Source organism: Rhizobium esperanzae (genome assembly GCF_002204185.1).
Lineage (GTDB): Bacteria > Pseudomonadota > Alphaproteobacteria > Rhizobiales > Rhizobiaceae > Rhizobium > Rhizobium esperanzae.
The window spans coordinates 76,923-92,066 of the sequence record NZ_MXPU01000021.1 but is presented as its reverse complement, the minus strand read 5'-3'; the positions used below and the strand labels follow the sequence as shown (position 1 = coordinate 92,066).

Genomic DNA, 15,144 nt, shown 5'->3' with positions numbered 1-15,144 from the left:
GCGCTAAAAGCGAGTCGCATTAAATTTGGTTCGTATGACGCGGTTTGGCTCTTTGTTTATGCATGTCGTTGCCCCGGAACCGCGGCACACTTCCGGGCGACATGCGTTAAGTTTATGCATGTCGTTGCCCCGGAACCGCGGTACACTTCCGGGCGACATGCATTTAGTTTATGCATGTCGTTACCCCCGGAACCGCGGCACACTTCCGGGCGACATGCATTAAATCACTGCAGCGAGAAATTGAACCTGTAAGTCGCTGAGACACCGATGAGCACCTGGCTCCTCGAGCCGCGCTGCCGCACGAGACTGCTGTCGGCCGCCGGACCCGCCAGTCGCTTGTATTCGAGGAAAGAGCTGGCCGACAGGTTCTCCGTCGCCTTCCATGTCAGAGCCGCGCCGGCGCCATAGGACTGGATGCCCGACGACGGCTTGTATTGATCAAGCCCGCTCGCCGCCGACTGTTTGGCGTTGACGCCGTAATAGGCGTCGTAATAGCCGCTGGTGGCGAATGTCGCGCGTGGACCGCCTGACAATTGCAGGTCGGGGGCGATATCGGTGAAGGCATCGACGGCGAGATCGGCAACGACCCCGTCATGGGAGCGGATGCCCTGGCGAACTTCGGCGCGGGCGCGCAGGAAATCGGTCGGATAAACCTCGACGAAGCCGCCGGCTTCCGCGCCCCATTTGACCTTCTTCATGCCCTTCAGCTCATGACCGTCGCCCTCGTCGCGCGAAGGCACGAATTTGCCGACGATGCCGGCGCGGAAAGCACCATTATCCATGAGGGCGAAGGACGGATTGTCGTTGCGCGAGGAAAAGCGCGGAGCCGAACCCTGCCGGCCGGCCGAAATCAGCGGGCTGAACCGGAATTCGTAACGCCGCGAGCCCTCGAATTTCGGCGCGGAGAAGCCGGCGACACCGACGCTCAGATACCAGTCGCCGGACCAGAAATGCTGGCCGCTTTCCTGCGCGAGCGCCAAGGCCGGGGATGAAAAGGCAATAGCCAGGGAGATCGATACGACTGATCGATGAAACACGTCCGCACTCCAGAAAACGCAAAAACAAAGCCGCGGAGGGCGGCGGTGGCTAGACTTATCCCGATGTTGTTACCCCAATGTTAACCACGGCGCGCAAAGGGCGCCCATGAAAGGCGTGCCAACGACAATTTCATCGTTCTGAAGAGACATCACCGCAAACCCACCCGCAGCAATTTTATCTCTGGTTCCACCCACGAATGACCGGTTCGGCCAAATCGTGTTCGTAACCGAGCACGCTGATGCTTGTCGTATCGAGGGAAAAAAGCGCGCCGCCCTGCGGCGGCAGGCCGAGCCAACGGGCGGCAAGCACGCGCAGGAAATGCGAACTGGAGAAGATCAAGACGGGAGCACCCGCCTGGCGAAGCGCCTCGACGACGGCGTCGGCACGGGCGCCGACATCGGCGGCCGTTTCGCCATTTGGGCAGCCGTCGCGAAAGAGCTGCCATCCGGGGCGCTTCCCCAGAATCTCCTTCGTCGTGATGCCTTCATAGGCGCCGTAGTCCCACTCGGCGAGATCCTCACGGATCACCGCGCCCGAGCCGAAGCCGGCGAGCGCGCAGGTCTTGCGGGCCCGCTCGGAGGGGCTTGACCAGACGGCAGCGAAGGAGAGGCCCGACAGCCGCTCGGCAAGCTTGCGGGCGGCGGCCTCGCCCACGTCAGTCAGCGGAATGTCGCTGCGTCCGGTGTGGCGCCCCGACCGGCTCCATTCGGTCTCGCCGTGGCGGACGAGGTAGATCTCAGGAAACGCGCTGCTCATCGGCATGTCCTCTCATAGGTCCGACCGCTGTCGCTCAGAAGGTCACCTTTTCCAGCGGCGGGCGCCGCGCCTCGAATTCCTTCAGCTTGGCTTCATTCTCCGCGATGTAGTTGCGGTTGTCGGGAACGGCGAACTGGTTCTTGGCGATCTGGATCTGCAGGATGAACAGCTCGTCCCAGCGGAAGCCCATTTCGGAACCGGCGAGATAGAATTCCCACATGCGGAAGAACTGCTCGTCGTAGAGCGCCACCGCTTCGGCCCTGCGCGCTACGAAACGCTCGCGCCAATGACGCAGCGTATAGGCATAGTGCATCGGCAGGATTTCGACATCCCTGACCAGCAACCCCGCCTTTTCGAGCGGCGCCACCACCTCGCCGACCGAGGGGATATAGCCGCCGGGGAAGATATATTTCTCGATGAAGGCGTTGGTGGCGAAGCTCGGTTTCGGGCGGCCGATCGAATGCAGCACCATGACGCCGTTGTGGTCGAGCAGGTCCGCCACCTTGCGGAAGAAATTGCCGTAATTGCCGATGCCGACATGTTCGAACATGCCGACCGAGACGATGCGGTCGAATTTCCGGCCGTTCATGCTGCGATAGTCCTGCAGCTCGAAACGCACGCGATCGGACAGACCGCGTTTTTCGGCGCGGGCGCGGGAGACCTTCAGCTGCTCTTCGCTCAGCGTAATGCCGGTGAACTCGGCGCCTTCGGTCGCCTCCGTCAGATACATGCCCATGCCGCCCCAGCCGGAGCCGATCTCCAGGATCCGCTGGTTGGGCTGAAGCAGAAGCTTGGCGGCGATGTGGCGTTTCTTGGCAAGCTGCGCCTCGTCGAGTCCGATGCCCGGCGGCTCGAAATAGGCGCAGGAATATTGCCAGTCCTCGTCGAGAAACAGATCGAAGAGCTTGGCCGACAGGTCGTAATGGTGGGCGACATTGTGCTTGTTGCGATTGACCGGCACACGGCTCTTCAGCTGCTGCCAGGCAATGCGGCCGACGAGCAGCGCCGCCATCTTGAAATCGAAGATCTCGTTGGTGGTGTTCTGCTTCACCAGCGACAGGAAATCGTAGATGTTGCCCTGTTCGAGAATGAACCGGCCCTGCATGTACATTTCCCCGAGTTTCAGGGTCGGATCGCTGCGGATGGCGTCCTCGGCCTCCTGATCGGCAAGGCGGGCGGCCACCATGTCTCCGGTGCCGTCGCCGATCATGTGGGTCTCGCCATTGGCAAGGGTAAGTTTCAACGAACCCTTGCGGATGATTTGCTGGACGATCGATAAGAAAGCCGACGCCATGGACGCCTCGCAAATGTGACAGGATGGTCACATCAACTTAATAACTCTCCCTCGCCTTACAAGCGCCGGATTTAGCAGTCCGCGCAGAACGCTGCCAAACTGTGGCATTTTTGCCAGAATACCGGCTAAACCCTTATTTTCTCTTCATAGCTTCGGCGAGTGCCGCGCCGAAAGCCCCCTGACTCTCCGGTTTCGGAGCTGCAGGCCGGCGCTCGGTCTGCGGCCGGCCGCCCTGGCTTGCGCGAGAATCACCCCGCGGCTGAGACGCCGAAGAACCGTCGTCGCGTCTCATGGAGAGACCGATGCGCTTGCGCTTGGCATCGACTTCCACGACCCGCACCTTGACGACATCGCCCGCCTTGACGACCTCGTGTGGATCTTTGACGAAACGATCGGCAAGCTGCGACACATGCACCAGACCGTCCTGATGCACGCCGATATCGACGAAGGCGCCGAAGGCGGCGACATTGGTGACGGTGCCTTCGAGCACCATGCCGGGCGTCAGATCGGAAATCTCGTTGACACCCTCGGCGAAGGTCGCAGTCTTGAAGCTCGGACGCGGGTCGCGGCCAGGCTTTTCCAGTTCCGAGAGGATGTCTTTCACCGTCGGCAGGCCGAATTTCTCGTCGATGAACTGACGCGGATCGACCGATTTCAAGACGGCGCTGTCGCCCATCAGCGCCCGCAGATCGCGGCCGCAGGCGGCGACGATCTTCTTGGCGACGCCGTAGGCCTCGGGATGGACGGAAGAGGCGTCGAGTGGCTCCTTGCCGTTGGGGATGCGCAGGAAGCCGGCGCATTGCTCGAAGGTGCGGCCGCCGAGTCTTGCGACCTTCAGCAGATCGCGCCGCGTCTCGAAACGGCCCTCGCTGTCGCGGTGGCGGACGATGGCCTCGGCGATCGAGGGCCCGAGGCCGGAGACGCGGGAGAGCAGCGGCGCAGACGCGGTGTTCAAGTCGACGCCGACGGCGTTCACCGCGTCTTCCACGACGGCATCGAGCGACCGCGACAGCTTCTGCTGATCGACATCGTGCTGATACTGGCCAACGCCGATCGATTTCGGCTCGATTTTGACGAGTTCGGCGAGCGGATCCTGCAGGCGCCGCGCGATGGAGACGGCGCCACGCAGCGACACGTCGAGATCGGGAAACTCCGCCGCGCCGGTCGCCGAGGCGGAATAGACCGAGGCGCCCGCTTCCGAGACGATGACCTTGGTCGGCTTCGGCGCTGGCAGTTCGGCCAGCATGTCGGCCACCAGCTTTTCCGTTTCGCGGCTGCCGGTGCCGTTGCCGATCGAGATCAGCTCGACATTGTGCTTGCGGATCAGTGAGGCGAGTTCGATCTGGGCGCCGCGCACGTCGTTGCGCGGCTGGAAGGGATAGACGGTCGAGGTCGCAACCACCTTGCCGGTGCCGTCGACGACGGCGACCTTGACGCCGGTGCGGATGCCGGGATCGAGACCCATCGTCGCGCGCGAACCGGCGGGGGCAGCCAACAGCAGGTCCTTGAGGTTGCGGGCGAAGACATGAATCGCCTCCTCTTCGGCCCTTTCGCGCAGCTCGCGCATCAAGTCGAGCGACAGCGACATGGAAAGCTTGACGCGCCAGGTCCAGCTGGCGACCTCCATCAGCCAGCGGTCGCCGGGACGGCTTGCGCCGATCTCATAGGCCGCCGCGATCATGCGTTCGACCGGCTTGTTCGGCGAAGCGATCTCGGCATCGGCCTCGATCGTCAGCGTCAGCACCTCCTCGTTCCAGCCGCGCAGCATGGCGAGCGCGCGGTGGCCGGGCGCCGTCGCCCAGCGCTCGGAATGATCGAAATAGTCGGAGAACTTCTCGCCGGCCGCCTGCTTGCCGTCGACGACCCTGGCCTTCAGCAGCGCAGCCTGGCGCAGATGGGCGCGCAATTTGCCGAGCAGATCGGCATTTTCGGCAATGGCTTCGGCGATGATATCGCGCGCGCCTTCCAGCGCCGTCTTCACGTCGGGCACGTCAGCCGTGACGAAGCCTTCGGCGAGCGCCGCCGGTTCGCGGCCGCGATCGGCCAGGATCGCCTCGGCGAGCGGCCCGAGGCCGCGTTCGCGGGCGATCTCGGCGCGGGTGCGGCGCTTCGGCTTGTAGGGCAGATAGAGATCCTCGAGCTCGGCCTTGGTTTCGGCGCCCGCGACCTTCGCCATCAGTTCGTCGGTCATCTTGCCCTGGCCGGTGATCGATTCGACGATCGCGTCGCGCCGGGCTTCAAGTTCGCGCAGATAGACCAGCCGCTCGGCGAGGTTGCGCAGCTGGGTGTCATCGAGCCCGCCCGTCACTTCCTTGCGGTAGCGGGCGATGAAGGGCACGGTGGCGCCTTCGTCGAGCAGCTCGATGGCGGCCTTGGCCTGGTCGGGCCTGGCATTGATTTCGGCCGAGATGCGGGCGGCGAGAAAACGAAGATCAGCGGCCATGGGATTTCCTATGTCGACGAAAGTTGCGGGACCATAGCGGCGAAAAGCGGCAAGGCAATGCCCGAGCGTGGTTTCCACAGCGGAAGTTGATGGATTGGGGGATCCGGCAGGCGTGTTGCCGTGTGGCCCCCTCATCCGCCCTGTGGGCACTTTCTCCCCGATGGGTAGAAGGGATATGCCGCACTGGTTTCCTCCATCACAAGCGGCAGCGGCAAGAAGAGGCCTCTGCCGCGATTCCGCTTCTCCCCTCGGGGGTCCGAAGGACGGGCGAGACCGGCGGCTCGCCCGGTCAATGCCGGCAGGCAGATGAAGGGGCCACACGGCACAACGCTACCAACCATCCACCCCATCGCTCTCCTCCGTTTTTGCGGTTGTGCAGATGCGGCATTCTTTGATAGCAGAAGCAACGTTTTTGGATCGCCCTGCCCGCGGGCGCAAGGAAAAGAGTGACATGCCAAACCTTCTTCTCGAACTTCGCTCCGAAGAGATTCCGGCCCGCATGCAGCGCAAGGCTGCCGGCGACCTGAAGAAGCTCGTCACCGATGCGCTCGTCGAAGCGGGTCTGTCCTATGAGGGCGCGCGCGAATACTGGACGCCCCGGCGGCTGGCGCTCGACATTCACGGCCTGACGGCGCGCTCGGCCGATGTGCGCGAGGAGCGCAAAGGGCCGCGCACCGACGCCAACGAAAAGGCGATCGAGGGCTTCCTGCGCGGCGCCGGCCTTTCCTCGGTCTCCGAGGCGCAGGTGGTGAGCGATCCGAAGAAGGGCGATTTCTACGTCGCGGTGATTTCAAAGCCGGGCCGCGCGACGGAGGAAATCGTCGCCGAGGTGATGCCCGGCATCATCCGCGATTTTCCCTGGCCGAAATCGATGCGCTGGGGCAAGGCTTCCTCCAAACCGGGCGCGCTGCGTTGGGTGCGGCCGCTGCAGTCGATCGTCTGCACCTTCGGCCCGGAGCATGAAGAAACCACCGTCATCCCCTTCGAGATCGACGGCATCACCGCCTCCAACATCACTTACGGCCACCGCTTCCATTCGCCCGAGGCGATCACGGTGCGGCGCTTCGACGATTATGCGGCGAGCCTGGAAAGGGCGAAGGTCATCCTCGACGCCGAGCGGCGCAAGGACATCATCCTGCATGACGCCCGCGACATCGCCTTTGCCAATGGGCTCGAACTGGTGGAAGACGAGGGCCTGCTGGAGGAAGTTTCCGGCCTCGTCGAATGGCCGCAGGTGCTGATGGGCAGCTTCGAGGAGGATTATCTCTCCATTCCCTCCGAGATCATCCGGCTGACGATCAAGACCAATCAGAAGTGCTTCGTCACCCGCAAGCAGGGTGAAGAGACGCTGTCGAACAGGTTCATCCTGGTTTCCAACATCCAGGCGCATGACGGCGGCAAGGAGATCGTCCACGGCAACGGCAAGGTGGTGCGGGCCCGGCTTTCGGATGCCCTGCATTTCTGGAAGCGCGACCAGGGCGACATGCCCGATCTCGACACGCTGAAAGCATCTGCAGCAAAATTCGGTCTCGACCTGACGAAGCCGCTCGACCAGCGCATGGCCAAGCTCGATGCGCTCGACGTAACCTTCCATGCCAAGCTCGGCACGCAGGGTGACCGGGTCGCCCGCATCCGGGCGCTGGCAAAGGAGCTCACCGCTATCACCGGCGCGGATGCGGCTCTCGTCGATCGCGCCGCCGTGCTTGCCAAGGCGGATCTTCGCACCGAGGCCGTCGGCGAATTCCCGGAGCTGCAGGGTCTGATGGGGCGCAAATATGCGGTACTGCAGGGCGAAAACCTCTCCATCGCCGCGGCGATCGAGGATCATTACAAGCCGCAGGGTCCGTCGGACCGCGTGCCGGAGGACAAGGTGGCGATTACGCTGGCGCTTGCCGACAAGCTCGATACGCTGACGGGCTTCTGGGCGATCGACGAGAAGCCGACGGGTTCGAAAGACCCGTTTGCGCTGCGGCGTGCCGCCCTCGGCGTCGTTCGCATCCTGCTGGAACGCAGGGTCCGCCTGCCGCTGCTGGCGACGACGAAGGATGGTGATCTGCTCTCCTTCTTCCATGATCGTCTCAAGGTCTACCTGCGCGACCAGGGCGCACGGCACGATCTGATCGACGCCGTGCTGACGCCCGAGGCCGACGACCTGTTGATGGTGGCGCGCCGCGTCGAGGCGCTGACGGCCTTCATCACCTCGGAGGACGGCAACAACCTGCTCGCCGGCACCAAGCGCGCGACGCAGCTGCTCGCCGCCGAGGAGAAGAAGGGCACCGTCATCGCCGACGGCGTTTCCCCGGCGCTCTTCAGGCTCGATGCCGAGAAGGAGCTGTTCGCCGCCATTTCGAGCGCCTCGAAGGATGCGGCGAATGCCGTTGCCGGCGAAGATTTCCGCTCCGCGATGGAAGCGCTTTCCAAACTACGCGGCCCGGTCGACCGCTTCTTCGAAGACGTGCTCGTCAACGACGAGGACGCCGCCATTCGCGCCAACCGCCTCGCCCTGCTCAGACTGATTCGCGAGGCAACGGGAACGGTGGCGGATTTCTCGAAAATTTCGGGGTGAGCGGTCTGGGGCTGGGTTCTATTCCCAGTGCTAACGCATACGCTGTGCTTGCCGCATGGACCCTCGGGTCAAGCCTGCGAATGACGGAGTGTTGAATGAGCACCTCGGCAAATTCAGCGCCGGCGCAGTACGATCAGCGAGTTCGAACACAGCTTTCCAGACCGCTGCCAGCTTTTGATGCGACAGATGCAGACGTCCCACTTCATTCCACCAGCGTCCCCCACCCTCCGTCACGCTCGGGCTTGACCCGAGCATCCATGCCAAGCACTCTGCTTGCATGATTTACGATAAATCGATGACCCAACCCTAGCATCACCGCCCCATGGGATGACTCAAGCAGCCATGCAGAGCAAGATTCTCGTCAGCGCCTGTCTCATGGGGCACGCCGTTCGTTATGACGGGCGCGCGAAGCCGTTGCTTCATCCGGCGATCGAGAGGTGGCGGGCCGAGGGCCGGCTGGTGACGATCTGTCCGGAGATGTCGGCGGGCATGGCGGTGCCGCGGCCGCCGGCGGAGATCGCGGATGGAGCGACCGGCGAAGAGGTTCTGGCCGGCACGGCTCGGGTTATAGAGCTGACGGGCGGCGATGTGACGGCAGAGTTTCTGCAGGCGGCGGAGAATGCCGTGGCGCTCGCACGGCAGACCGGCTGCCGCTATGCGCTGCTCATCGACGGCAGTCCGTCCTGCGGCTCCGCGTTCATCTATGACGGCACGTTTTCCGGGCGCCGGCAAGCCGGCAACGGCGTGACGGCGGCGGCGCTGAAAGCGGCCGGCGTCGAAGTATTTTCCCATGGTGAAATCGACCGATTGATCGACCGAACACGGCCGCCGGAGAACCGACGGCCGCTAAGATTTTGGTGCTGAAAACACTGATTGTCCCCGCGCCGTTTATGTTTTTACGCGGCTCCTGACGGAAAACCGTTTCACAGTTTCCTGGAATTGCGCTAGGCGGCGCGGCGACCTTGATGCGCGACGGGAGCAGCAGCCGCACTGTTGACGCGGAAACCGCGGATGAGATCGATCAGTTCGTCGGTGTCGGCAGCCAGCGTCTCGGCCGACGCCGTGGTCTCTTCGGCCATGGCGGCGTTCTGCTGGGTGGCGACGTCGAGCTGGTTCACCGACGAGGAGATCGAGCGCAGCGTGGTGTCCTGTTCGGAGGCGCTGTGGGCGATCTTGGCGACGATCTCGTTGGCGGCCTTGATCTGGTCGGAGATGCGCTTCAGGGCCTCGCCTGCCTCGCCGACCAATCGGACGCCGTGATCGACCTGGCTGGAGGAGCGGGCGATCTGATCCTTGATCTCCTTTGCCGCGGCAGCGGAGCGCTGGGCGAGTTCGCGCACTTCCTGGGCGACGACGGCAAAGCCCTTGCCGGATTCGCCGGCACGGGCCGCCTCGACGCCGGCATTCAAAGCCAGGAGGTTGGTCTGGAAGGCGATCTCGTCGATGACGCCGATGATCTTCGAGATCTCCGAAGACGATTTCTCGATGCCGCTCATCGCCTCGATCGCCTCGCTGACGATCGCATCGCTATGGGTGGTCTCGGCACTGACGGCATGCACGCGCTTGCTCGCCTCATGGGCGCCATCGGCGGTCTGGCGGACGGCGACGGTCAGCTCATCGAGGGCGGCAGATGTTTCCTCCAGGCTTGCGGCCTGGCGCTCGGTGCGCTGCGACAACTCGTTGGAGGCGCGGCGAATTTCTTCCTTGCTCGTACCGATGTCACTGCCCTTGGCGCTGACTTTGGCCATGGCGGCTTCGAGATGCGTCAGCGCATCGTTGAAGTTGTCGCGAAGAGCGGCGTATTTCTGGCCGAGATCGGCGCAGCGGACGGTGAGGTCGCCGCGGGCGATCAGCTCCAGCGCCTGGCCGATCGTCGTCACGACGCGGGCCTGGAGTGCGGTCTCGTCCTGCTGCTGGCGGAGGTTGTTTTCGCGCTCGCTTTCCAGCGCCAGCTGCTGCGCCGCCTCGCGATCGGACATCTGATGGCGCTCCCTGATTTTCTCCTGCAGCGACAACGTCGCCTTCGCCATCATGCCGACCTCGTTGTTCATGCCGGTATGCGGGATGGCGATGGAAACATCCTCCTCGGAAACTGCCTTCAAGGCCGCATGGACATTGTTGAGAGGCCCCGAAATGCCGCGAATGACAACGTAGGCGGCCGCCAAGGCAAGGAAGAAGAGAACGATGCTGCCGGAGAGCGCGGTCAGGATCGTGCCGTTAATCTGGGCATCGAGATCATCCATATAGACGCCGGTGACGACGACGACCTTCCAGGGGTCGAAGGCCTGGCCATAGGCCGTCTTGCGGTAATCCCCGGCCGGCTGCCCCGGCTTGCTGGTGGAATAAAATTCGACCAGACCGCCGCCCTGCTGGCCGAGCTTGACCAGCTCTTCACGATAGAGCTTGCCCTTGCTGTCCGGCTGCCCCTTCAGGTTCTGTCCGACCTTCGAGGCATCATAATGGAACATCATCTGGACATCGTAGCTGTAGCCGAAGAAATAGCCGTCCGGATCGTATTTCATCCCGTTGACGGTGGTGTAAGCCTGCTTCTGGGCATCCTCCAGTGTCATCTCGCCTGCGGTGACCTTGGCCTGATAAAGCTTAAAAACCGAGATTGCCGACTGAACCTCGGCACGGAGCATGTCGTAACGCTCCTTGTAAATCGCATCGACCGAGGAGCGTATCTGCAGGGACGTGGCGATCGCAAAGGCCGCCATCAAGCCGACGATCAGCAATATGAGCTGCTTCGATATCTTCAAATTTTTCATGATTCCTCGCAAAGGGAATGAGCGAAAACATTCCGGTGCGGTCTTCTACCGCCTGTGCGAGCGCATCTAAGAAGGACGCGTCTACCGCTGCTGAACAACATGCTGCGACCGGCGAGTAAGAATTGAAGCTGACTCGATAAGAAAGCTTTAATTTTATTCAAAACGACGCGAATTTCCCTAAAAATCGGGGGGCGGATTTACAAGACCAACCGCTGATTTTCACTGAATATCACTTGTTTTCGCGCTGCATATCTGCCGGCGCTCAAAAGCAGGAATGCACCCCCGCTTCTCTTCGAGGGTGCATTCGCTCCACCGCGGTGGAACCCCAAGCGATCGAAACCTTGATCGGGCAGGGGCAGGGAACTGTCTCAGCGGCTCAGCTTGGCTTGGTGGCAGAGAGCCACCCGATGCAGTGGTCTTTTAGAAACGCAGCTCGAATGCGGAAACATCGAGAGCCGCCGGCGGCTTCTCAACCATGCCGGCGGCAACCGGCTTGGCATCGCCGCCGATGACGGCTGCGGTCGTTGCGTTCATGTCGATGCCTTGGGCGGGCGGCATCGAAGGTTCGGCGGCAGCCAGGGCTTCCGGTGTTGCCTTGCTGACGAAGACGACGGGCGAACCGCCCATCCAGGCTTCGGTGCGGAAGATCTTCGTTTCGCCGCCGACGTCGCGGACTTCACTTGCCTGGAGGACGCCGGGCTTCAGTTCCGGCACCGTATAGTCCTTGCGGTTCTGCTCGGCCTGCAGCGGCGGACAAGCGGCGCAGCTTTCGGCTACGATGCTGCCCTCGGCACGCGCTGCCGTTTTGCCGATCACCTCAATCGAGGAGGCCATCGCCGAGCCTGCCATCAGCAGGATTGCCGCACCGAGGAAAATCTGACGCATCAACGCTCCTCCGTCTCACTACGGCAACGGTATAGCGCAGCTTCGTTTCCATCCCGTCAGGGGAAAGAGTAAAAATTTAAGGAACGCGGCGATTTATGCCTTGTCCGAGATTTTTTCGCGCTCGATCGCACGCCAGCCGATGTCGCGCCGGCAGAAGCCGTTTTCCCAACGAACCCTGTCCAACAGGGCATAGGCGCGGCCCTTCGCTTCGGCAACCGTACCGCCTGACGCGGTGACGTTGAGCACGCGGCCGCCGGTCGCGACCAGCACGCCGTCCTTCATGCCAGTGCCGGCATGAAACACCTTCTCTCCCTCGCCTGCCTCGGGCAGCGATTGGATCGGTGTGTTTTTCTCATAGGCGCCGGGATAGCCCTTCGAGGCCATGACCACTGTCAGGGCCGGATCTTCGCTCCATTCGGCGCTTACCTGATCGAGCGTGCCATTGGCGGTGGCAAGCAGCAGCGGCAGCAGATCGCTCTTCAGGCGCATCATCAGCACCTGGCATTCCGGATCGCCGAAGCGGACATTGTATTCGATCAGCTCCGGCCCCTTCTTCGTGATCATCAGTCCGGCGAAAAACACGCCGGAGAAGGGATGACCGCTCTCGGCCATGCCGCGGATCGTCGGCTCGATGATCTCTTTCATCGTCCGCTCGACCATCTCGGCCGTCATAACCGGCGCCGGCGAATAGGCCCCCATGCCGCCGGTATTGACGCCGGTATCGCCCTCGCCCACCCGCTTGTGATCCTGGGCGGTTGCCAGCGGCAGCGCATGTCTTCCATCGCAGAGACAGAAGAAGCTCGCTTCCTCGCCATCGAGATAGGCTTCGACGACGACTTCGGCGCCGGCGGCGCCATAGACGCCCTCGAAGCAATCATCGACCGCGGCAAGCGCCTCGTCGAGCGTCATCGCGACGGTGACGCCCTTGCCGGCGGCAAGGCCATCGGCCTTGACGACGATCGGTGCGCCCTGGGCGCGAATATAGGCTTTGGCTTTCGGCGCGTTGTTGAAGCGCTGGTAGGCGCCGGTGGGAATGCCGTAGCGGGCGCAGATATCCTTGGTGAAGCCCTTGGAGCCCTCGAGCTGGGCGGCACCCGCGGAGGGCCCGAAGACTCCCAGGCCGTCGGCGCGCAGCCGGTCGGCAAGGCCGGCGACGAGCGGCGCTTCGGGCCCGACGACGACGAAATCGATCGCCTTGTCCTTGCAGAAAGCCGCGACCGCTTCGTGATCCTCGACATTCAAGGGCACCACAATGGCATGTTCGCCAATGCCGGGATTACCGGGTGCGGCGTAGAATTCGCTCATCAACGGCGATTGCGCCAGCTTCCAGGCGAGCGCGTGCTCGCGTCCGCCCGATCCGATCAACAGAACCTTCATGCGCCACCCCTTTTCTGTTCCGTCAGGCGGTTAAGGGCCACGGGCCGAAAGGTCAAGCGGGAAAGCTTACCAGCCCCCGCCTCCCCCGCCTCCGCCGCCACCGCCGGAGGAGCCGCCGCCGGAAAAACCGGAGGATGAACTCGACGGAGGCGCGGGGATCGTCGACGCGATGGTGGAGGCCATCGACGAGGAGAAACCGCCGATACGGTCGGAGAAGCTGCCGCTGTTGAAATCGCCGGAATACCAGGAGGGCGCATAGGCTGCGGCCGTGCCGGCGGCGGCAGCCGCAAGCCAGGTCTCGAAGGTGCGCGACCAGGGTTTTTCGACACCCAAAGCCACCGCGTAGGGCAGCAGCGTCTCGAAATGCTGCGGCGACATTTTGGGAGCGCCGGCCATGTTCATGCGGTCCTTCTCGGCCAGCGTCAGGTATTGCCGCAGGCCGTCCACGCCGTCCATCATCCGGGCGCCGAGCGGAGTCGGCGCGCCCATGATGAAGACATAGAGGATGTTGAGCAGCACGATGCCGCCGATGGCAAAGAGCATCGGCGTCTCGTGCAGTTCCACCAGAGACGAGGCAAACGTCAGCATCAAGATCCCCAGGATGCTGACGCCCACGAAAACACCGACCGCCGCGGCAATGATGGCCATGACCTTGGCGAACAGCGATCTTCCTTGGTGCAGCGACTTGACCAAACCGGCGATGAAGACGGCAATGAAAACCGAGATGGCAATCGGGATCAGCATCAGCGCGATCGTATCGGGCTCCAGCGAGCCGAAGACGAACAGCGCCACCAGGGCGGCGGCACTGAGCGCAACGCCGCCTGTGGTATAGCCGATGTTGGAATTGTAATATTTGCCGCGATGCTCTCTCTCGATGGCCGAACGGAAGGCTTGGCCGACCGTCTTCACCCGCTCGCCATTGGCCTCATCGATCGTTAGCGTCCTGCCCTCGCCGCCGGCGACCTTCAACAGTTCGGCCTCGCCGGCCTGGAATTTATCCTTGCCGACCGGCTTGCCGGTGCCGCGGATGATGATCGAATCCTTGAGGTCTTCGAGCTTGACATAGCCGCGCACCGCCAGATTGAGGGCGGTTGCAGCTAGCGCCGTCCAGCCGCCGCCGGAGAAACCCTTATTGTCGATATAGTTGACCAGCGCCGGCGAGATGCCGTCCGGCGCGTCCCAGCGCGGCACGACGACGCCACGGGCGGGATCGCGGCCGACCTTCAGCCAGGATCTGAGATAATAGGCGAAAACCAGGATCAGGCCGCCGAAGCCGATGAAATAATTGCGGTTGTCCTTCAACCACCAGGTGCTTTCCATATCCGCGCTCGGCGGATCGATCGAGCCCTTCGGCATGCGGATCGCAAAGGTCAGGCCTTCCTTGGGCCCAAGAGGCGCGGTGGTGGAAAACACGAGGCCGGCGCCGCTTTCGCTGACACGGGCATCCTTTCCCCTGGCGCCCTGCGGGCCGGTAAAGAAGGTCGTCTCAGTCGCGCTGACATCAGGCGGCAGCTTCACGGTTGCGGTGACTAACCGGATCGGGAAGATCCAGCCATTGCCGGTGACATTCCAGTAGAGCTCGTCATGATCGTCGAAATAGCGGATCTGGCGATTGGTCCTGTAGGTGAAGACGTAGCGGTGACGGCCCGGCGTCACCGTCACCTCGGCGGAGCCAGCATAGATGCGGATGCCGCCCGATATCGATTCCGTGTGCCAGGGCTCCTCCGCACCGTCGCGCGTGACCGACACCATATCGAAATCGACGCTGCGGCGACGGCCTGCGCCGTCGGTGAAATAGAGCGGGAAGTCGCGGAAGATGCCGTGGTTGATCCGGTTGCCCTCGGCATTGACCGTGATCGTTTCCGCTACCGTCATCTCACCGCTCTTTTCGAGCGCGATGTCGGAGGCGAAACTATCTACGACCTCGGCGGCAAAGGCCGCCGGGGCGGCGACCATCAGGAGGAGCGCCAAGCAAAAACCGAAAAACCGACGCCCCATCCCTGTCTCCCCGCCGGCT

10 protein-coding genes are annotated in these 15,144 nt (G+C 63.0%); 2 read left to right on the top strand and 8 right to left on the bottom strand.

Translation table 11 applies throughout. The annotated features are described in order from the left end of the window. Window positions 1–224: 224 nt before the first annotated feature. The 4 genes from B5E41_RS25800 to B5E41_RS25785 all read right to left on the bottom strand — a co-directional run bounded on the left by B5E41_RS25800 (window position 225) and on the right by B5E41_RS25785 (window position 5,531). On the bottom strand, window positions 225–1,037 hold the full coding sequence (locus B5E41_RS25800) for a MipA/OmpV family protein (RefSeq protein ID WP_088396622.1): 813 nt from the start codon (window positions 1,035–1,037) through the stop codon (window positions 225–227). 175 nt (window positions 1,038–1,212) lie between these two features. Continuing rightward, complete coding sequence (locus tag B5E41_RS25795; RefSeq protein ID WP_064805922.1) at window positions 1,213–1,794, bottom strand: histidine phosphatase family protein; 582 nt, start codon at window positions 1,792–1,794, stop codon at window positions 1,213–1,215. 34 nt (window positions 1,795–1,828) lie between these two features. Further along, window positions 1,829–3,088 (bottom strand): cyclopropane fatty acid synthase, encoded by a 1,260-nt coding sequence (locus tag B5E41_RS25790; RefSeq protein WP_064800870.1) that lies wholly within the window; start codon window positions 3,086–3,088, stop codon window positions 1,829–1,831. Window positions 3,089–3,221: 133 nt separating this feature from the next. After that, on the bottom strand, window positions 3,222–5,531 hold the full coding sequence (locus B5E41_RS25785) for a Tex family protein (RefSeq protein ID WP_085858233.1): 2,310 nt from the start codon (window positions 5,529–5,531) through the stop codon (window positions 3,222–3,224). A gap of 451 nt (window positions 5,532–5,982) precedes the next feature. Here B5E41_RS25785 and glyS point away from each other — a divergent pair, with 451 nt between their 5' ends. Both glyS and B5E41_RS25775 read left to right on the top strand, forming a co-directional pair. Continuing rightward, window positions 5,983–8,097 carry a glycine--tRNA ligase subunit beta gene (gene glyS / locus B5E41_RS25780; protein WP_088396621.1) on the top strand — a complete coding sequence of 705 codons (2,115 nt, stop codon included), beginning with the start codon at window positions 5,983–5,985 and terminating at the stop codon, window positions 8,095–8,097. Between the two features lie 342 nt (window positions 8,098–8,439). Next, complete coding sequence (locus B5E41_RS25775; protein ID WP_088396620.1) at window positions 8,440–8,961, top strand: 2-thiouracil desulfurase family protein; 522 nt, start codon at window positions 8,440–8,442, stop codon at window positions 8,959–8,961. A gap of 80 nt (window positions 8,962–9,041) precedes the next feature. Here the strand turns inward: B5E41_RS25775 and B5E41_RS25770 are convergent, their stop codons facing one another. From B5E41_RS25770 to B5E41_RS25755, 4 genes are all read right to left on the bottom strand, one after another. Continuing rightward, a complete protein-coding gene (locus B5E41_RS25770; RefSeq protein ID WP_088396619.1) occupies window positions 9,042–10,865 on the bottom strand; it encodes a methyl-accepting chemotaxis protein in 1,824 nt (607 codons plus the stop codon). A 420-nt stretch (window positions 10,866–11,285) separates the two neighbouring features. Then, on the bottom strand, window positions 11,286–11,750 hold the full coding sequence (locus tag B5E41_RS25765) for a plant virulence effector HPE1-like domain-containing protein (RefSeq protein WP_088396618.1): 465 nt from the start codon (window positions 11,748–11,750) through the stop codon (window positions 11,286–11,288). Between the two features lie 93 nt (window positions 11,751–11,843). Continuing rightward, complete coding sequence (purD, locus tag B5E41_RS25760; protein WP_088396617.1) at window positions 11,844–13,127, bottom strand: phosphoribosylamine--glycine ligase; 1,284 nt, start codon at window positions 13,125–13,127, stop codon at window positions 11,844–11,846. A 66-nt stretch (window positions 13,128–13,193) separates the two neighbouring features. Further along, window positions 13,194–15,125 carry a DUF2207 domain-containing protein gene (locus B5E41_RS25755; RefSeq protein WP_088396616.1) on the bottom strand — a complete coding sequence of 644 codons (1,932 nt, stop codon included), beginning with the start codon at window positions 15,123–15,125 and terminating at the stop codon, window positions 13,194–13,196. Window positions 15,126–15,144: the final 19 nt, after the last annotated feature.